The sequence below is a fragment of the Paenisporosarcina sp. NPDC076907 genome, assembly GCF_050269735.1.
In the GTDB taxonomy this organism is placed as follows: domain Bacteria; phylum Bacillota; class Bacilli; order Bacillales_A; family Planococcaceae; genus Paenisporosarcina.
Map to the genome: position 1 here is coordinate 273,869 of NZ_JBNNIX010000001.1, position 20,312 is coordinate 294,180.

The 20,312-nt window shown below is 38.0% G+C and carries 18 protein-coding genes; 14 read left to right on the top strand and 4 right to left on the bottom strand.

Annotation, left to right across the window (positions count from 1 at the left end; genetic code table 11):
- Nucleotides 1-217 precede the first annotated feature (217 nt).
- From ACQKEV_RS01375 to ACQKEV_RS01435, 13 genes are all read left to right on the top strand, one after another.
- Nucleotides 218-781: a DUF4256 domain-containing protein gene (locus ACQKEV_RS01375; RefSeq protein WP_427442636.1), complete on the top strand. Its 564-nt coding sequence runs from the start codon at nt 218-220 to the stop codon at nt 779-781.
- Nucleotides 782-1,085: 304 nt separating this feature from the next.
- A complete protein-coding gene (helD, locus tag ACQKEV_RS01380) occupies nt 1,086-3,389 on the top strand; it encodes an RNA polymerase recycling motor HelD (protein ID WP_427442638.1) in 2,304 nt (767 codons plus the stop codon).
- Nucleotides 3,390-4,196: 807 nt separating this feature from the next.
- Nucleotides 4,197-5,087: a permease gene (locus ACQKEV_RS01385; protein ID WP_427442640.1), complete on the top strand. Its 891-nt coding sequence runs from the start codon at nt 4,197-4,199 to the stop codon at nt 5,085-5,087.
- Between the two features lie 13 nt (nt 5,088-5,100).
- A complete protein-coding gene (locus tag ACQKEV_RS01390) occupies nt 5,101-5,940 on the top strand; it encodes a TIGR03943 family putative permease subunit (RefSeq protein ID WP_427442642.1) in 840 nt (279 codons plus the stop codon).
- A gap of 565 nt (nt 5,941-6,505) precedes the next feature.
- On the top strand, nt 6,506-7,219 hold the full coding sequence (locus ACQKEV_RS01395) for an MHYT domain-containing protein (protein ID WP_427442644.1): 714 nt from the start codon (nt 6,506-6,508) through the stop codon (nt 7,217-7,219).
- The gene (locus ACQKEV_RS01400) at nt 7,179-10,073 is read left to right on the top strand and encodes an EAL domain-containing protein (RefSeq protein WP_427442646.1); all 2,895 of its coding nucleotides are present in this window, start codon (nt 7,179-7,181) and stop codon (nt 10,071-10,073) included. Before ACQKEV_RS01395 ends, ACQKEV_RS01400 begins: the two co-directional genes overlap by 41 nt.
- Before the next feature lie 503 nt (nt 10,074-10,576).
- Nucleotides 10,577-10,996 (top strand): hypothetical protein, encoded by a 420-nt coding sequence (locus tag ACQKEV_RS01405; protein ID WP_427442648.1) that lies wholly within the window; start codon nt 10,577-10,579, stop codon nt 10,994-10,996.
- Between the two features lie 215 nt (nt 10,997-11,211).
- Nucleotides 11,212-12,744 (top strand): DEAD/DEAH box helicase, encoded by a 1,533-nt coding sequence (locus ACQKEV_RS01410; protein WP_427442650.1) that lies wholly within the window; start codon nt 11,212-11,214, stop codon nt 12,742-12,744.
- Nucleotides 12,745-12,770: 26 nt separating this feature from the next.
- Complete coding sequence (locus tag ACQKEV_RS01415; RefSeq protein ID WP_427442651.1) at nt 12,771-13,559, top strand: YqhG family protein; 789 nt, start codon at nt 12,771-12,773, stop codon at nt 13,557-13,559.
- A gap of 148 nt (nt 13,560-13,707) precedes the next feature.
- Complete coding sequence (locus ACQKEV_RS01420) at nt 13,708-14,709, top strand: S66 family peptidase (protein ID WP_427442653.1); 1,002 nt, start codon at nt 13,708-13,710, stop codon at nt 14,707-14,709.
- A 26-nt stretch (nt 14,710-14,735) separates the two neighbouring features.
- A complete protein-coding gene (locus ACQKEV_RS01425; RefSeq protein ID WP_427442655.1) occupies nt 14,736-15,182 on the top strand; it encodes a GyrI-like domain-containing protein in 447 nt (148 codons plus the stop codon).
- Nucleotides 15,183-15,216: 34 nt separating this feature from the next.
- Complete coding sequence (locus tag ACQKEV_RS01430) at nt 15,217-15,483, top strand: hypothetical protein (RefSeq protein ID WP_427442656.1); 267 nt, start codon at nt 15,217-15,219, stop codon at nt 15,481-15,483.
- A gap of 116 nt (nt 15,484-15,599) precedes the next feature.
- Nucleotides 15,600-15,779 carry a hypothetical protein gene (locus ACQKEV_RS01435; RefSeq protein WP_427457671.1) on the top strand — a complete coding sequence of 60 codons (180 nt, stop codon included), beginning with the start codon at nt 15,600-15,602 and terminating at the stop codon, nt 15,777-15,779.
- Nucleotides 15,780-15,912: 133 nt separating this feature from the next.
- Here ACQKEV_RS01435 and ACQKEV_RS01440 read toward each other — a convergent pair whose 3' ends face one another.
- Entirely contained in the window at nt 15,913-17,139 is a 1,227-nt protein-coding gene (locus ACQKEV_RS01440; RefSeq protein ID WP_427442659.1) for an MFS transporter, read from the bottom strand.
- Nucleotides 17,140-17,151: 12 nt separating this feature from the next.
- Nucleotides 17,152-17,571 (bottom strand): MarR family winged helix-turn-helix transcriptional regulator, encoded by a 420-nt coding sequence (locus tag ACQKEV_RS01445; RefSeq protein ID WP_427442660.1) that lies wholly within the window; start codon nt 17,569-17,571, stop codon nt 17,152-17,154.
- A 272-nt stretch (nt 17,572-17,843) separates the two neighbouring features.
- Here ACQKEV_RS01445 and ACQKEV_RS01450 point away from each other — a divergent pair, with 272 nt between their 5' ends.
- Complete coding sequence (locus ACQKEV_RS01450; protein WP_427442662.1) at nt 17,844-19,010, top strand: TraB/GumN family protein; 1,167 nt, start codon at nt 17,844-17,846, stop codon at nt 19,008-19,010.
- Nucleotides 19,011-19,191: 181 nt separating this feature from the next.
- Here ACQKEV_RS01450 and ACQKEV_RS01455 read toward each other — a convergent pair whose 3' ends face one another.
- A complete protein-coding gene (locus ACQKEV_RS01455; protein WP_427442664.1) occupies nt 19,192-19,734 on the bottom strand; it encodes a DUF6155 family protein in 543 nt (180 codons plus the stop codon).
- Nucleotides 19,721-20,164 carry a UPF0158 family protein gene (locus tag ACQKEV_RS01460; protein ID WP_427442666.1) on the bottom strand — a complete coding sequence of 148 codons (444 nt, stop codon included), beginning with the start codon at nt 20,162-20,164 and terminating at the stop codon, nt 19,721-19,723. The genes ACQKEV_RS01455 and ACQKEV_RS01460 overlap by 14 nt, the downstream gene beginning before the upstream one ends.
- Nucleotides 20,165-20,312 lie beyond the last annotated feature (148 nt).

Here is a 20,312-nt window from a genome sequence, read left to right on the forward strand (position 1 = left end):
GGGGGAATTAGTCTGGAATTTTAATAATTAGTCTATATGTTTTTCTGTTCAGATCTTGAGAGTTACCTGCATGAAAACTCGCTTTTCTAAGACTGGTTTTTTAATAGTGAGTACGATTCAAAAATCTTAAAGTGCAGAAAAAAAGAATCCAATTTGTGAAAGTAGTAAAAACGATATAACATAAATACTAGAAACTTAATAAAGGGAGAGAAAAGCGATGAACCCTACCAAAACCTTATCATCTGAAGAGCAAAACATATTACTCGAAACACTGCAAAAACGTTTTGAAAAACACGCAGAACGCCATGAAGGAATTAACTGGCAAGACGTGCAATCTAAGTTAGAAGACAGTCCAGAAAAGCTTTGGTCCCTAAACGAAATGGAACAAACTGGCGGGGAACCGGATGTCATTGGTTATGATGAAGAAGCTCTCAAATACATTTTCTGCGACTGCGCCAAAGAAAGTCCGAAAGAGCGCAGAAGTTTCTGCTTCGACCGCGCGGCCCTCGACGCACGCAAAAAATTCAAACCTGAAAATACTGCGGTAGACGTAGCGGCGGAAATAGGCATCGAATTGTTAAACGAAGAACAGTACCGACACCTCCAGACGCTTGGGGAATTTGACACCAAGACGTCCAGTTGGGTCCAAACACCAGACAATATCCGCAAACTCGGCGGCGCATTGTTCTGTGATCGTCGCTATGACACGGTCTTTGTGTACCACAATGGAGCTGATTCATATTATGCTGCGAGAGGGTTTAGGGGATTATTGAAGGTTTAAATTTGGAATATACTAATCGCAGGGTTTATCTCAGATGGTCTTAATTTTTTATTTGGTATATGTTCAATTGTAATTCCACAACAATTCAACAAACATAAAAAACCGACCTTGAGATCAAGGTCGGTTTTTTTATAGGAATCGATCCGCAAGAGCGATTCGACTAGTGACAGGTTCTGTTGTATATGATAAAATTATAAAGATATGCTTATATTTACGAATGATATAGTTTTCCTTACTTTAAGTATACAATATCGATTCGTCAATAGTCAAGCGTTTTGAGAAAACTTTTTAAGGGGCGATTGCGATGAAACTTGAACCGAAACAGGAACAACAACGATTGGATCATGTCATGGACGTCATCACAAACGAAATACAGAAACTTGATGGAGATACGTCACGACGAAAAAAAGAAGTCATCAACATTCGGAAACACTTTTGGGAAGAAGTGAAAGTAAGTACAGATTCATTTGATGATTATTTAGAAACGATTATTGGTTTGCGTCAAGAAGCGGAAGCATTAGCTGTCAGTCAAAGTTTGCATCGCCATACATCAAAACGCTTAGCTACACTTCATCGCATGCAAGAAATCCCTTATTTCGGTCGAATTGATTTTTTAGAAGACGGGACATCTTCGTCTGAAAAAATCTACATCGGGATCTCCACACTTAAAGACGGAAGTGGGGATGATTTTCTCATTTATGACTGGCGAGCACCAATCTCGAGTGTGTATTACGATTATCAGCCAGGTCCAGCAAAATATACGATTCCAGGAGATATCGTTGAAGGGACATTAGAAAAAAAGTGGCAATACATCATACGTGGTGGCAATATAGAAACGATATTGGACACCACTTTAACAATTGGTGATGAGATTTTGCAACAAGTGCTTGGAAAAGGCACTGATAAGCAAATGCATTCGATAGTCGCCACCATTCAACAGGAACAAAACCAAATAGTTCGTCATGACCATGGGAAATTGCTCATTGTACACGGTGCAGCTGGGAGCGGCAAGACCTCGGTCGCGCTGCAACGGATTGCCTATTTGCTTTACCACTATCGCGAAAGTCTGACGAGTGATCAAATCATTTTATTTTCCCCAAACTCTATGTTTAACAGCTACGTCGCCAATGTGCTTCCGGAACTCGGTGAAATAAACATGCACCAAGTGACTTTTCAACAATACTTGCATCAACGACTCGATCAACAATTTCAAGTGGAGAATCCATTTGATCAATTAGAGTATGTCTATACAAAAACGAAAGACCCTTCCTACCACATACGATTGGCCAGTATTGAATGGAAGGCTTCGACAGATTTTTTTGATGCGATCAATACCTATCACAGATCATTGGAAAGCGCTGGTATGTGTTTCCAAGATCTTCGCTTTCGAAGGGAACTCATGGTGAGCGCAAAACAAATGGAAGAGTGGTTTTATGAGCACCACACGTCACTTCGACTACTCAATCGAATCGAAAAATTACGGGACTGGCTCATAAAAAAAATCGCTGAAGTGGCGAAAATGGAGTGGCAAAAACCGTGGGTTCAAGAAAAGATGGACTTGTTAAGTGACGAAGCCTACCATAAAGCGCATCGGTACTTAGCCAAGAAACATGGTTATGAAAGGGAGGCGATGGCGGATTACGATATGAGCCCAAAAGAACTCGCGCAGTTGATCGTCCGTCAACAACTCAACACTTTGCGAAAACGAGTTCGAGCGTTTCATTTTGTGGATTTCAACCAGCTTTACAGACAGCTTTTTGAGGATCCTACAAGCATGCGACGCTTCTCATCACACGAGTTACCTCTAGAGTGGCCGTCAATTTGTGAACGAACATGTGGAGAATTGGATAAAGGCAACCTGTTGTATGAAGATGCGACGCCATACGTCTATTTAAAAGAGTTAATCCTTGGATTCCAGGCTAATCGTTCCATTAAACAAGTTGTAATTGATGAAGCGCAAGACTATTCGCCATTTCAGTTTGGATTTATCAAAGGTTTGTTTCCTGCAGCACGAATGACGGTGCTCGGTGATTTTAATCAAGCGATTTTTGCGCATGCTCGTCAAATGAATGATTTCCAGTCTCTATTGGATTTGTACGGACCAGACGAAGCAACGGTCATTTATTTAGCCCGAAGTTACCGTTCGACAAAGCCGATCGTCGACTTCACCAGAAAACTCATACCAAACGGCAATCAAATTATTCCATTTGAACGTGACGGAGAGAGCCCTCGGTTAGAACGAGTAGACAGTGCAGAAGAACTTCATCAACACATCATCAAGAAAGTAGAGCAGTTGCAAGAGTGCGGCTACCAGAGTATTGCAATCATCTGTAAATCTGTTGAGGAAAGTGGTTATGCCTATGAAGGGTTATCTACTATTCCCGAATTGAAGTTGATGACGACAGGCTCTATGGAATATGAACAAGGAGTAGTTGTGATTCCTTCTTATTTATCAAAAGGAATTGAATTTGAAGCGGTCATTGTGTACGATGCATCGACGCATGTTTACGGAGATGAAAGCCTTCGTCGCGTCTTCTATACCGTTTGCACGCGAGCAATGCATCACTTGCAACTTTATAGCTTGGGAGAACCCACTCCGTTTTTATGAGGTACCTGTGCAAAAAACTATTCAGATTATACACGACAATTGCATATGAATTTACCTGAAACTTGTAGGTGGGGAGCATTGAAATTGAGAACCTGAATAAATATTCATTTTTGTAAATTGTCATAATTTAAGTGGTGCCACCCAAGAAAATCCTAGTTCCAAAAAGATTTTATTTTCCATCAAATTTCTGTCTGGTTTTATTGTGAAAACATGCATAATAGACTGTCTAAAATTAGCGTATAACAATATCAAAAATTCCTGTGCGTGTAGGTTGAAGTGAAGAGAAAGACGCAAGTAATATGGAGAAGAAAGAAATAGAGCCAATCGGGGTGACGACGTCACTTAGATTGGCTCTATTTCTTGGTTAGTGTGCAGTGAATTGGTGTTCGAAATGCGCCATTCTCTCAAAAACAATCGTGGAATTTTCAACAATCATGAAAGTTTTCGCAAACGAAATGTTTCTGATACCGGGTGAAACTAATGAAGCAGTAAAACGGCATAAATCAATTCCTACACTGTATTTACTTATGTTACTTCTGAAACAAGATGTAGTGTGCATTTGGAACAAATAAGAATCTTTAGCGTCCAATTACAAGTTACCGTGATCAATTTGTAAAAGTTGCTATGAAATTTAATGGAAAAATATATCCAATTTCCTTCATATTTTGATGATTTCTTCTTTTGCATAAGGAAGTGAAAGTACACAATGTCTTCGAAAGATGGAAATAGAGACCACCTTTTATCCGGATTATCAATGTTATAATCATATTTTAGTCATTTTAGGTTTATAGATAATGGGGTATGTTAATGTTTTTTCAATCATTTTTGCAATTAAATACAATATTTATAAGCATATTAATAGAATCAATTCCTTTTATACTGATTGGCGTGTTTATTTCAGGTTTTATTCAGATGTTTGTATCTGAAGAAATGATTGCACGGATAATACCTAAAAACCGTTTTCTAGCTGTCTTGTCTGGTACCGTATTTGGGGCAATATTTCCTGCATGTGAGTGTGGGATTGTACCAATTGTTCGTAGGCTTCTTTTGAAAGGGGTGCCTCTACACGCTGCAATACCTTTTATGTTAACTGGTCCTATCATTAACCCAATCGTATTATTTTCTACTTTTATTGCTTTTGGAAATCAGTGGGATATGGTGGTATACCGAAGTGGTCTTGCTCTTATAGTAGCGATATTGGTGGGTATAATCTTGTCGTTTCAGTTCAAAGGAAATCAACTTTTAGAAAAGGGAACGATAAATACTCACCATCATCATCATCATTCTTCTAAAGATCAGACATTTATGAATAAATTCGTTGATATGCTCAAACATGCAGTAGACGAATTTTTCTCAGTAGGTAAATACTTAATTATTGGGGCATTTATTGCAGCTTCGATGCAAACGTATTTAAAAACGTCTACATTACTAGATATCGGTCACACTGAGGTTACTTCATCGCTTGTTATGATGTTCCTTGCCTTTGTCATGTCACTTTGCTCAGAAGCAGATGCTTTTATTGCGTCTTCATTTAGTAGTACTTTTTCAGTTGGTTCTATCGTTGCGTTTCTTGTATTTGGACCAATGGTAGACATTAAAAATACGCTTATGATGATTAGCGTATTTAATAAACGCTTTATTTTCATTCTGATTGGCTATATAGCCATTTTTGTTTTAGTTGGCTCACTTTTCATATGAAGGAGGGGCAGTGATGTTACGAACCTATATTTTACTACTTTTCACTTTTTTCTTTGCACATCTACATGCTTCAGGAAATATTACGAAATATATTAATATGAAATATGCTTATTTATCATATAGTGCCATTTTTATATTTGGTATTCTTACCGTTGTGCAAATCTATACGGACATAAAGAAAGAAAAAAATTCACTTGATGAAACGTGTTGTGATGAGTACCATAGTGACGAACGAAGCAAACCTTTTTTTCAGAGATGGTTCATTTATTGCGTTTTTATATTTCCATTAGTAACAGGATTTTTCCTTCCTATTTCAACGTTGGATTCGACTATTGTTAAATCTAAAGGTTTTACTTTTAAAGCAATTGAAACAACCGAAAAATATGCTCAAACTCAATATTTGAAACCTGACACAAGTATTTACTATGGCAAAGAAGGCTACGATGAGTTAATGGATATTGAAAAGAAAAAATACTTATCTAAAAAGAATATTGTGTTAAAAGATACTGATTATTTGAAAGGATTGGAGACAATCTATAAATATCCCGGTGATTTTCTTGGTAAAACGGTTGAATTTGATGGGTTTTCTTTTAAAGGTGAAACGGTTAATGATCGACAGCTCTTTGTCCTGCGGTTCGGCATCATACACTGTGTAGCTGATTCGGGTGTTTTTGGGATGTTAGTTGAATTTCCAAAGGATATCGATATTAAAGATGACGAATGGGTACATGTGAAGGGAACAATATCCTCCGTCTACTATCAACCATTTAAATCTACCATTCCTATCTTGAATGTCACAGATTGGAAAAGTATGAAAGAACCAAAAGAACCTTACGTTTATCGGGGAAGTTAAATTGCATTGTAAATAAAGATGAATATTCATACACGTAAAGAAATGGCCGCCGTATAGTTTTAATGGTGGCCATTTTATATCATTCGTTATTGTTTACCAGGGAATCCTTAGGCAGATACTGCAGAAATTATTTATATTCACGATTTACTTTGTGTATAAAAACCGAGAGCCCAATTTAAGAAAAAGAGCGAATCGGCTAGTGACAATGTCACTCTCGATTCGCTTTTTTTATAGAATAAGATTTTCGCCATGATTACGCTTGATATCAAAATTAATCGCATGAGGTTGGATTCACGAAAATATTTGAATATACCAAGTAAGAAAAAGGGGAATGTGTTCATTTTGTTATGTCTTGTGTCCTAGTGATGTTGGAGGGTTATAAAAATTAAATAATCTTATTCAGTATATTTGAACTATTTTTAATTTTTCGCTTAACAGGACTATGTAACCACTGATATGATATAAGGAATATAGAAATTTGTCGAAGAATGTTTACAGTCGTTCGAAGGTATGATGTGAAAATCTTAGAAAAAAGTAGGGTGGTGTTATTGTGGGGCATACAATAATGGGGAATTATAATATTTTACTCGTTTTATTATCTTTTATCGTTATATTGTTTACGTCCTTTTCCGTTTTTGATATTGCGGCTAGGATGACGCGTGTCTCCAACCGAAAAAGAATCTTGTGGTTAATAGTTGGTTCACTTACGATGGGTGCAGGGGCACTGCATTTTATTGGGATGCTTGCGTTTATGATGCCGGCAACCATTCATTACAACATCATGATTTTGAGTATTTCTTTGGCTGTGACCTTATTTTCTTCATTTGTTACTTTACTGATTGTCTCGCAAGATCAAGTAAACAGAGCTAATTTCGTATTTGGCTGTTTCATTCTGGCTACAAGCTTTATTGGGTTGCAATATATCGGAATGGGAGCCATACACGCTAATGCAACGTTTACCTATCATCCTTTCAGTATCCTTGTCTCTGTCCTACTGGCATTTATTTCATCCATCATTTTTTATAAAACCATCTATGATACCCGCATAAAAGAATTCCACTTATCCATTCATACAAAAGCGGTTAGAGGCATTTTGATGGCCCTTTCCATATCGGCCATGCATTATATCGCAATGTATGGCACCAAATTCACATACACATTCCAAGGTCATGAGATACATTTCCAAACAGTTGAAGAAACTCAGCTGGCACTGGGTATAAGGGATCGGTGCAATTTTTATGATAGCTTTGGTACTAATCAGTTCATATGTAGACGTTAAATTTTCTGTTCAGAAAGCGCGATTAAACGTTAATGAACAATACTATAAATCGCTATTTGATGAAAATTCAGAAGCTGTCTTATTATTTGATTTAGAAGGTCATTTTATAGACTTTAATAAATCCGTAAATGTTCTATATGGTTATACGATTGATGAGTTGAGGCATGAAAGTTTCGCATCGCTCATTCATCCAGATTTTCTGGAACATACGATTCACCAATTTAGTTTAGCTGCAGGGGGCACAACAGTTAATTATGAAACAGTGATTTTTCATAAAGATGGGTTTCGTAAGGATTTGAAGGTTAAGGGAATCCCGATTGTTGTTGACCAAGAGATTGTAGGCGTTTTTGGGATTATCAATGACATTACTGAAGCCAAACGTGCTGAAGAGGCTTTGATAGAAGCGGAATCAAAATATCGCAGTTTAGTCGAACAATCCATCATGGGTGTTTATATTTATCACAACCACAAAATCGTCTATTCTAATCCACGCCTGGAGGAAATCCTGGGGTATAGCCAGGAGGAAATGTACAATCTCAAGCTGCAAGATTATGTGTATGAAGAAGATCTTCCGCTTGTGTCCGGAAATATTTCCAAAAGAATTAATAAGGGCGTAAAATCCGTTCGATATGAATATCGGGCCATAAAAAAAGATGGCACAATGGCTTATTTGGAAGTCCATGGATCTGTAGCGCGATATAAAGGGGAAAATGCACTAATTGGAACCATTGTTGATATTACAGACCGCAAAAAATCGGAAGAAACGATACAACATATGGCGTATTATGATCATTTGACCGGCTTACCCAATAGCAATTTTTTAAATGAACGGCTACAAGAATTGGTTCATGATCAAAAAGAAACAGCTATTTTATTGCTGGAGTTGGATCGTCTGAAAACGATTAAAGATACAGTAGGTCAGGAAACAGGGAACTCCCTTGTATTATTGGCAAGTGAACGAATCCAACAGGTGCTAGGAGAGTGGGATTTATTGACTCGCTGGCAGGAAGATAAATTCGTCATACTAGTGCCTAACACGGATCATGAACGGGCAGCACGAATCGCACAATTGATTTTAGAGGCCGTCACCTTACCGTTGACCAATGTCCAACAAGATGTGTATGTAAACCCGAGTATCGGAATAAGTCTGTATCCAAATGACGGGAATACGACTGAAGCATTATTGGATATGGCCAATTCTGCGCTCAACTTTGCCAAAAAACATGGCAATAATAGTTATCATTTTTACACGGCAGACTTGAATGGGAAATCACGAGAGAACCTCGAGCTCGAAATGGATTTATACAAAGCGATTGAAAATGATGAATTAATCCTCCATTATCAACCGCAATTCCATTTAAGTACGGGTGAATATATTGGGAATGAAGCATTGATACGTTGGAATCATCCGAAAAGAGGAATGGTTTCACCGTTCCATTTCATTCCGATAGCAGAAGAAACAGGGCTCATCATCCCCATTGGTGAATGGGTTTTGAAAACGGCTTGTGCCCAAAACAAAGCATGGCAACTGACTGGCTTCCCGCCAATCGTCGTATCGGTCAACCTTTCCTCTCGACAGTTTTCGCAAAGTAATCTAGTGGAAGTTGTGGAGAGTGTATTGGCTGAAACAAAACTAGAAGCGAAGTACTTGGATCTAGAAATTACTGAAAGTATGACCGTTGATGTAAAGCAAACGATCAATACTTTACAGGCATTGAAAAAGTTAGGTGTAAAAATCAGTATAGATGACTTTGGAACTGGCTATAGCTCTTTGTCTTATTTAAAAGAATTCCCAATTGATTGCTTGAAAATTGATCAATCCTTTATTCGGGATTGCCATCAAGATCAAAGCAATGCCACGATTGTCAAAACAATCATATCGATGGCTCATCACTTGAATATTCAAGTGATTGCTGAGGGTGTGGAAACGAAAGAGCATTTGGACTTTCTTCAACAAAACCTATGCGATGCAGTCCAAGGTTATTTATTGAGTAAGCCGATTCCTGCAGAAAACATAGAAGCACAATTTCCTAACTTCCAAAGGATTATTAGAAAGTACGGACTGACCAGCGAAATCAGCCATCGATTGTGGCTGGAAAGAGAATTGGAGATGGCGAAACAAGAGTTGCAAGAAACCATTCGTTTACAAAACGGTATGACGCTTAAATATAAATTAAAAGATGGAAAATTAATTCACACGATGTGCGATGGGGAATTGGTTTACCGAATCGGATTATCTCCGGAGCTGGTCGTAGGAAAAGAACTTGCGGAAATTCTTCCTATAGAAAGAGCTCGAAAGAAAGAAAAGTATTACCAAAGAGCGTGGCAAGGGGAACTAAATGTCTCCTACGAAGGAGAAGAGAATGGCATAGTTTATCTTGCGACTTTACGTCCTGTTTTCCGAAGAGGCAAAGTAGTGGAGGTAATCGCTTCGTGTGTAGATATTACAGAAAGAAAACGTGTGGAACGGGCGTTGCAACATAGTGAAAATAACTATCGTTTAATAGCCGAAAATACGACGGATGTCATTTCGGTAATAGACGAGCACAATGTCGTTGTTTATACTTCTCCAGCCAGTGAAATAGTGAAGGGTTACCAAGTGGATCAATTAAAGGGGATAACTGCCTATTCATTCGTCTATCCGGCTGATTTACAAAGAGTTCAAAATGCATTCAACGAGGTTAGGGAGTCGGAAACGTCCAGTGTGGTGCAGTATCGGTACGTTCACCAAAATAAGGAATTGATTTACTTGGAAGCAAAAATCTCGCCAGTCATTGCAGGTGACGGTCAAGTGGAACAGTTAATCATTGTGGAAAGAGATATTACGAAACAAAAACAACTGCTGAACATCTGAAGGACGGAGATTTAAAGAGTAAAAGTGTGACGACTAAAAAAGTAATTCTGAAGTATTAATAGCCAACTTCATTTCTGAGGTTGGCTATTATTTTCATGAAAAACAAGTGAATACAAATACCTACAATTTAAAGTTTTCGATAAGAAGTAATCAAGGTCTATATAACTAAATAATTAAAGTGACTAAATGACTGTATGGAAATTTAAAATAATTAAAAACGGTACTATTGTATGATAAAAGAGTTGGTTGTATAATACGTTTAATAGAATTTTTTTAACGCACAGAATTGCTGCAAATCGTATCTTTTAAGAATAAAACTAAATTTTTAAACGAACTAGAGTAAAGACATCATGAATTGAAAATTTACATTATTTTTAAATGTTCAAGTGACTAAAACGGGATACTGGAGAACTAGTTAACTTACAAAAAGAGAAGAGATAAACTAATTTCTTTTGGGAAAATGGGGTTCTTTGCTGTTTCTTAAATAAGAAAGAGGTGAAAGTATGTTTATACTAAAAAGAAAACCTTCACTGACAGTACATGCAATGGAAGAATTAAGAGAATTCGTTGGGAAGACGGTTGAAGTCATGCTCTTAACAAAAGAAGAGACGATACACGTAATCACAGAATACGATTTAGTTTTGATCTTTTCGTGGGAAAGAGACTATATTGAAGGGTCGATTTTCCAGTTGTCTACTTTTGATATCGCGAAAAATGGCTTAAGTAGTTTGAATAACACGCCGTTATATTCAAGGAAACGTCATTTTGATAAAAAGGATGATGCGATTGTGTATATCGATGATGACGATCTGAAAGGTTTAACAGAACGGAATATACTTGCCTTTTATAATATCTGTGAATTAATCAGGACGTTCGAGGTGGAAGTAGTTTCTTCAAATAGGTATAAGTGTAAATGGGTATGACGAACAACAATGATAACTTGAAAGTGACATAAATGAAAACTTGAGAGATTAAGAAGAAAAGCTGATCGGAGGGATATTACCACTTCAATCAGCTTTTTTATTTTTGGTTTTTTTGAGCAAAAAGGTACTTAAATTGGGAAATTTCATTAATAAATCATAGCAAATCCTTTTTGGGACATCTTATTAGAAAGAAGAAGCTGTATGAGGTGAATAATATGATCATTGAAAGGTCGTCTGCTTGGAAAGAAGGCTTTATCGAACGCTTGGAAAATCGAGAAAATTGGGATAACTGGACGCTATATAAGATGAGTTATGACGTAGTAAAGACAAACTTGATTACTGATTTTACAGGTTTGCAATCTCCAAAATACTTACCAAACTTGACGCCTCTGCCACATCAACTAGAAGTGGCTGAAATGGTGATTGAGCGTATGAATGGAAAAGCGATTCTCGCAGATGAAGTGGGGCTCGGTAAAACCATTGAAGCTGGTTTAATTATGAAAGAATATCTCGTTAGGGGTTTGGTGAAAAAAGCGTTAATTTTAGCCCCAGCATCTTTAATTAATCAATGGGTGGAAGAGTTGAACCATAAGTTTTATATTCCAGCCATCGCTTATCGCAAAAACTACGGATTGGATCATTACAACGTTGTGGTGATGAGTATGGACATGGCGAAGAGAAGCCCTCATAAAGAACACATCTATGAGCAGGACTATGATTTAATCATCGTGGACGAAGCGCATAAGTTAAAGAACCATAAAACGAAAAACTATGAGTTTGTTCAAGAGTTAAAGAAAAAGTTTTGTTTGTTGCTGACGGCCACGCCTATTCAAAATAACTTGTTTGAACTGTTTCATTTAATATCTTTGCTGAAACCTGGACATCTTGGTGATTATGAGACGTTTCAAGCGGCATTCTCTGCCAGCAAGCATAACTGGGAAAATGATGAGTTCTTAAAAGAGCTGGTCAATCAAGTGATGGTCAGAAATCGTAGACAGGACACAGGTATTGAATGGACCAGCCGACGTGTTCAGACGATTCCTATTCAGTTTACCCAACAAGAAAAAGAAGTTTACGATATGATTTTGGAACTGAAAAATATCTCACCTGAATTTTCTAGTCCGTTCACGATGATTACGCTGCAAAAGGAAATGTGCAGCAGTAAAGAAGCGACGTATTTAACCTTGAACGAAATGCGTCAAAAATGCACGGATCCAAAAGGAGTTCGCTATATCGAAGAAATCATTCAAAAGCTGATAGCCCTGGAAATCAACGCAAAAGCGGAAAAAGCTTATGAAATTATTACCGAGGCCAATGATAAAGTGATCCTGTTTACCGAATACCGTGCTAGCCAAGCGTATTTGCAGTGGTATTTACATTCGAAAGGAATCACAAGCGTTATTTTTAACGGGAAGTTCAAGGCGAGTAAACGGGACTGGATGAAGCAATTGTTTAAAGACCATGCACAAGTGCTTATTGCGACTGAATCGGGTGGGGAAGGAATAAACCTACAGTTCTGTCACCACGTCATAAACTATGATTTACCATGGAACCCAATGAAGCTGGAGCAACGAATCGGACGTGTCCACCGATTGGGACAGGAACATGATGTGCATATTTACAACTTGGCCATTGAACAAACGATTGAAGAAGATATTTTGGAATTGCTCCATGTGAAAATCGATGTATTTGAGAAAGCAGTGGGTGAGCTGGATAGTATTTTATCCACATATAAACAATCCATTTGATCTGCATCATCTAGAGGAGGAATCATATGTATCCACAACAAATCCACGAGTACTTAGTAAGATTTTTCAAAGAAAACAATTGCCAGATTGTGAAAGAACATGACCACTACATCACGGTTCAATTGACCATCGACATGGACAAAAAAATCATGAACCGTCCCTATTACTGGCAATACATTGAAAATACAGATGGAGTTCCGAGTCCGGCACAAATTACGTTAATTACCGATCAAAACAAATTGGAAGAAGAAATCAAAGGGGAAGTTGTGCATTTTGGTTCGCCGCGGCTCAATCAAATCTTTCAAGCAACCAATGACCTCGGTTCATTTGTGCATATGTATGAACAAGTATCCATGAACTCAAATTCACAACCCATCTTAACCCCATGGTTAGGTGTGAACTATAAAGTATCGTATTTTAGCGACCAGACGAAAGAAATGCTGTACTCATTAGGGATTAACTTGATGACAGGTGAAATGAAACACAGTTTTCAAGAAGAAATTCGGGACCTGGATTTGGATTCTACCATACCGAAAAATGCCTTCGATTTGATGTATATCATTAAACCGCTGCGCGGCCTGGAGCGATTGGATGCTGCAGTTGAAAGCCTCATCCAGCAAGACGACCATACCTGGGCGGATGAAGCGAAAAGTAGATGGCAAAAGGACAGACAAGTTTTGGAACATTTCTATGAAGCAATGGACAAAAAGCCGGAGTGTTACGAGATGGAGAAAAAGGCAATGGACGAGCAGTACCAGACACGAATTAACATTGACATCGTGAACGGTGGATTGTTTTACATGCAATCGGTTTAATAAATGGGAGCTAGAAGGCTGAAAAGCTTTTTAGCTTTTTCGTGTTGTTTATAAAAAAGCCTAATTTAATGACTATTCAGATATTACGCTACATGCTATTGTTACTCCTAGACAAGAAAAACCTGTTTATTGAAAAGGAGAACCATATATGACACTGTTAAATCGCTTGCAAAAAGGGGATAAAATCGGCATTTATTCACCATCGTCACCCATAACCTATTCTTCACCGAAACGCTATCATCGAGCCAAAAGCTTTTTGGAATCCAAAGGGTTTGAAATCGTTGAAGGAAATCTTACCGGCAAATATGATCATTACCGGTCGGGAACCATACAAGAACGAGCCGACGAATTAAACGAATTAATCCGAAACCCAGAGATTAAAATGATTATGTCAACGATCGGCGGTACGAATTCCAATGCGCTGTTACCGTATATTGATTACGAGGCTTTTAAGGCCAACCCGAAAATCATGATTGGGTACTCCGATGCTACTGCGGTGTTGCTAGGAATCTATGCGCAAACAGGAATTCCAACATTCTATGGACCGGCCCTGGTGCCTTCTTTCGGAGAATTTGAACCATTTCTAGACTATACATATGATTATTTCAAAGACATGTTAATAGAAGAACAAAGACTTCCTTATGACATCCCAACACCGCCAATCTGGACGGATGAACCTTTAAACTGGGAAGTTAAAACGGGTGATAAAGAACAAAGGGATAATGAATGGGTATGCGTTAATGAAGGAATGGCACAGGGCCGATTAGTTGGTGGCAATTTAAATGCCATGTATGGCATTTGGGGAAGTCCTTATATGCCGGTTATCCAGAGAGGGGATATTCTCCTCTTGGAGGACACAATGAAAACGGCATCCGTCGTTGAAAAGAACTTTAATCTATTAAAACTAAATGGAGTATTTGAAAAGGTTGCCGGAATACTTTTAGGGAAACATGAGTTATTTGATGATCAAGGGACTGGAAGAACGCCAACTGATATTTTGCTCGAAGTGATAGGGGAAAAGGGTATACCGATATTAGCTGACTTTGACTGCTGCCACACACATCCGATGCTGACGTTACCCATTGGACGAGAAGTGGAGCTGGATGCAACGAATCGAAAAGTGAAGATGATGGAGTCATGGATTAAGTAAAATACTCTTTTTAAGGAGTTGTAATGATGGAATTTAAGAAGGTAAACAAAACATTTAAAGTGGTAGGTATGAAAAAAAGGGGAGCCTTTGATAACTTTGGCAATGAAGTTCCGGTATTGGCCCAGCAAGTATTGAACCGTTCGAACGAAATTCAAAATCATACTGGAACCGAAATCGCTTTATATGAACCGAAAAGAGATGTTAATCACTTAGAAGGCAGCTATTTTGTTGGATTAATTGTGAGTAATTATTTAACTAAAGTTCCTACAGGAATGGAATATATAGAAAGAACGAATGATTTTGTGACAACTAGAGGGCAAGTCACGCGGGTAGGGGAACTTCATCAATATTTATTGCATTGGGCAGAAGAACAAGGGTACAACAGGGATTTAGATTCTTCAATTGTTGAGACCTATCACCCAATTGCCGGTGGAGATGAAGAGGTAAAGATATATTTACCGATTCATTCTTAAGTGAATTACAACTAAATGAGAAAAAGGTGATGGCATGAAAAGACTATTAGAGTCTTTCATATATTCAATTGGATTTCATATCGTACTCATTACGGTAGGGTATGGGATTTTTAAAGTGATTGAATTCAAACGTTTTGGGGGCAATTTGAATTTAGGGTTAGCATATGTAGGTCCCATGGAAAACAACTTTTACTTATTAGCATTATTGTTAATCGGACTATCAATCATCTTATTTACTGGTTTATTTTTAGGGATTTCTTCTTTGTTCGGATTGCTTAAAAATAGATTCGTATTAAGATAACGCAGCAAATTGAAATAGGAAATTACCGGTAAAAATGAACTATTCATTCGATAATTTTAAACGAGACATCAATATTGGGGGAATGATTAGTTTTGTTTATAAAAATGAGACTTATCATGTTAACAAACATTCCGGTCAATGGCATCTGTCCGACTTCAGGCGGATCTACAATCCTTTCAGCTGATCAGTTGGTAGAACAAGCTACAATTGAAGGGATACCTTTAAGAGATATATGGGAACATATTAAAAAAACTAAACTAAAGTTCTCAATAAATGAAAATATGGATGGAAGATGAAGAAAGTTGATATATCAACGAGTAAAGGACTACCAATGTAATTTTTATAATTGGTAGTCCTTTAACATTGGATTTAAGGTTTTTGCAAAAGAGAGCCCGTTAGTCAAACAGGATATCCCTTTTTCTAAACTGATCAAACTGTAGTTGTAGCTTTCAAAGCTGCTTGTTCTGCACGGTCTCTTTTACCATGCAGGAAATAGTAGAACGCGGATGTTAACAGAATGATGAACGCCAAAATAACAAATAACGTTCTGTAGCCAGTGACTGGAATAATGAATCCAAGCAAGTATGGTCCGAAACCAAGTCCGGCATCCAGTGCGATGAAAAATGTGGATGTTGCAAGTCCTAACCTGTGTGGTGCTGTCAATTTCACGGCAACTGCTTGCGTCGTGGACTGCATATTCCCAAAGCCCAGACCTATCAGAGCACCGGCTATCAGTAATGTAATACCTGTGGTTACCGAACTAAGCAATAACATGCCGGCTGCAAAAATGACAAAAGCAGGATACATCACGAAGTTTGCACCTTTTTCATCCATTAAGCGTCCTGTAAAAGGTCGGGACAACAAGACGGCGACAGCATATACGACGAAGAAGAAGCTGGCTGTCTCTACCAAATTTATCTCAATGGCGTAGAAATTGATGAAAGAAAGAATACTTGAGTAACAAAAGGCAATCATCATCGTGATAAAAGCGATAGGCAATGCTTTTGGTTCGACGAAATTCGAAATCTTGAATCCTTTTGTTTCTTCTGATTTTGTGTCCGTCATTTTCGGAACGACTGCTAATTTCGGTACTTGAACGAAGAGTGCGACAATCAAACTAACGATACCCAAAACAAGAGATAAAGTGAAAATCATTTGGAAGCTCGTAATTTGGCTCATATATAGTCCGATAAACGGTCCGATGGCGGTGGAAAGGGTCGTGCTCATGCTGAAGTAGCCGATGCCTTCTCCTCTTCGGGTAGCGGGAATAATCTGTGCCACAATGGTGCCGGACGCTGTACTCGCCATCCCAAGTGCCATCCCGTGAATTAAGCGGTTAAGCATGAGGAACGGAAGCCCGAGATTAAAGAAGTACAAAAAGGTGGTCAGGGTGAAAAAGATTAACCCGATAATCAACGTTCTCTTGCGACCGATTATATCGATTACTCGTCCGATATATAACCGTCCGAATAACGTTCCTACAATGAAAATGCCTGTAATCAATCCGGCTGCACTTGTGGAAGCGTCATACTCCTGTACGGCAAAAACGGCTATGGTCACCATTAATAAATAAAAGATTAATGTTAATAAGAAATTGACGGAGGAAACAAGAATAAAATCTTTTGTCCATAGTTTTGCTCTAGTTGGTTGCTTCAAAAGTATATCTCCTTACTCTTTGAGGTTATTTCGTATTTGTTCCATAATACGGATGGTCTCTAACTGTTCCTCTTCAGAAATTCCTTTTAGAATGTCTTGTTCAAATTGATCAACGGTCTTACGGACATCCTCATAAACGTTTCTCCCAAGCGCAGTCAGCTGCATTCGTTTTTCCCGTTTGTCTTTACCGGGAACATGCTCAACATACCCCAATTCTTCTAAACGGGTGATGGTACGGGTAACGGTCGGTTTCTCTACACTTTGATAACCGGAGAGTTCCACTAATGTGGATGAACCATTATTGAATAAGTAATACAAAGTAGCCCACTGTGCTCTGAACAGATCATGCTTGGCTAATTGTGTATTTAGATGATGCTCAAACGGTCTATATAAAAGAATTAATTCATGAAAGAACTTTCGATAAGTGGTCATGTCAACACTCCTTGAAATTGGTTATCTAAGGTAACTGTTACTCAAGGTAACTATTATAAGTTAACAGAATCAATTTGAAAAGTACAGAATATCCTATCCATAAATTCATCTGGTGGAATTCCAAACTCTTCTTGCAACTATTTCTCTAAAAATCATCAAAACATATTTGAAATTTCTTATAATCTAATTCATTATTAAAAGTAGACAGTCTTTTCGTAATTGATAGATTCAGGATTGCGCAGAAGAAATACATTCTATGAAGGAAGTAGCTTATGCCGGAAGAAAATATTACGCGAATTAGCCTTAATGGGAAAGAATTGATTCTTATTGGGACTGCTCATGTATCGAGACAGAGTGCAGAAGAGGTTAAAGAGGTTATTGAACGAGAACGTCCCGACTCAGTTTGTATTGAGTTGGATGAACAAAGATACCAGTCCGTTATGGACAGCAACAAATATAAAGAGACAGATATTTTCAAAGTCATTAAAGACAAAAAAGCTACGTTTCTATTGATGAATTTGGCGATTTCTTCTTTTCAAAATCGTTTAGCAAAACAATTTGATATCAAGCCTGGACAGGAAATGATTCAGGGAATTGAATCAGCAAAAGAGACAGGTGCCAATCTGGTTCTGGCAGACCGTAATATACAGGTCACCTTTAGCCGAATTTGGGGTAATCTCGGATTGTCTGGCAAATCACAACTACTCAGTGCCATTTTCTTTAGTATCTTCAGTAAAGAGACGATCTCTGAGGATGAACTTGAAAAAATGAAAACGCAAGATACGCTTAACGCTGCTCTCGCTGAATTTACAGAAGCTTTTCCAAAGTTAAAAGAGCCTTTAATTGATGAGCGGGATCAATATTTAGCCCAAAAAATCAAGGATGCTCCTGGTAATAAAATTGTTGCCGTCTTAGGTGCAGCCCATGTACCAGGCATTACAAAAGAAATTCATAAGGAACATGATTTAGTAGCCTTATCACAAACACCACCTAAATCAATCGTTCCAAAAATTTTAGGTTGGGTGATTCCTCTGCTGATTGTTGCAGTCATGATCTATACATTCTACGCGAACCCTTCTGCAGGGTTCGATCAAGCATTAGCATGGATATTGTGGACAGGAAGTCTGGCTGCGATTGGAGCGGCAGTTGCTTTCGGGCACCCGCTGGCCGTCTTGTCCGCCTTTGTCGCTGCACCATTTACAGCACTGCATCCGTTGATTGCAGCGGGCTGGGTTTCGGGAATCGTCCAAGCTTATATTCGCAAACCGAATATCGGAGACTTTGAAACACTATCGGAAGATGTGTTTTCGATCAAAGGATTTTGGAATAATAAAGTCACGCGCGTGCTCCTGGTCGTAGTCCTCACTAACCTCGGCGGATCACTGGGAACTTTTATCGGCGGAGCAGATGTAATTAGGACTTTCTTTAATAACTTGTAGTAGTAGACACAACTAAAGAGAGAAAAGAACTCCATTTTGATATACAACCTCTGTGTAAAGAAAGCCTTAATTGGTCAATTGCGTTGGAAACATCTATAAATTAATCAAATAAAAACGTCTATCCAGTTACTAACGGGTAGACGTTTTTCCATTTGATACAAGAACCTAGTATGTACATCTGCTATTCCTCATCGATCCATTGAATTGAGTAATAACAGTCATATAAGTAATCTGAATAGCCCCAACCAACACCTTCACTGTTACTGACAACAGCATATAGCCTATCTTTAAAGGTTGTATAAATTTCCTCGTCTGCATTACATGCCTCAGCAACCTGATCAAACATCGAACCCATACTAGAATAAAATCGGCTATCGATATCCCCATAAGTACAAGTGAATTTCGTTCCCATTTCTACATAATACAGCATTAAGTCAATTGATCTAATGTTATTATTTGATAGTTTTTTAAAATCACTGATCGCCTTCTTGGCTATTGCCAATCGCAGTTTCCCGTGGCCTTTGCTTGGGAAAAACTCTTCACGAATTTCAGCTTTTGCCTTTTCGAAAGCAGCTTCCACAGCTTCGTCTCCGGTAATCTCTATGGCCAAATACTGTTGAACATCTGGACTCAGCTTATAAAGGTCCGATACCAACTGAATAAGCATCTTTTGATCATAACTTTTCAAATGTTTCTTTACATCACTAATTTTAAGCTTTGTCATTGCGTATCTCATCCTTTATAAACGTGTCATTTTCATTCATATCATGCTCTTCTAACCATTGAATAAGCACATTTTTGGCATACTCATTTTCAAAACAGTACCAGCTCTCCTCTAGTCCTAAAAATTGAACACGATCTTTGAAATTTCGGAAGGGTTTTTTCCCGTTTAGTATCGTAAGCAATTCATTTCTAACCTGCTCCACTTGTGTTTCAGCGAACAGGACCATAACCTCAAATGCTTCAGAAGATGAAATTTGTGGAATCATTATCAGGTTTTCCTCATTCTCTTCATCATCCCAATCAATTTCGGGTTCACCCGTCATCGATTCTGGAACATCGAGAATAATTTCTCCCGTAATTCGGTTCAGAACATAATGCAATTCATCCTCTTGCGTGAGAAATCTATCTATCAATTCTTGAGTTATTTTCAATTGTAATCACCTCGAAAACTCGATACTTACTAATTTGATCATTAAGCATCTCGTGGATTACATCAATTTTAACTTGCAAAAATAAAGCAATGCAACAGAAAATACAATTTCAGTTGCTTTGTTTTAATGAGTGTAACTGAACACTAAA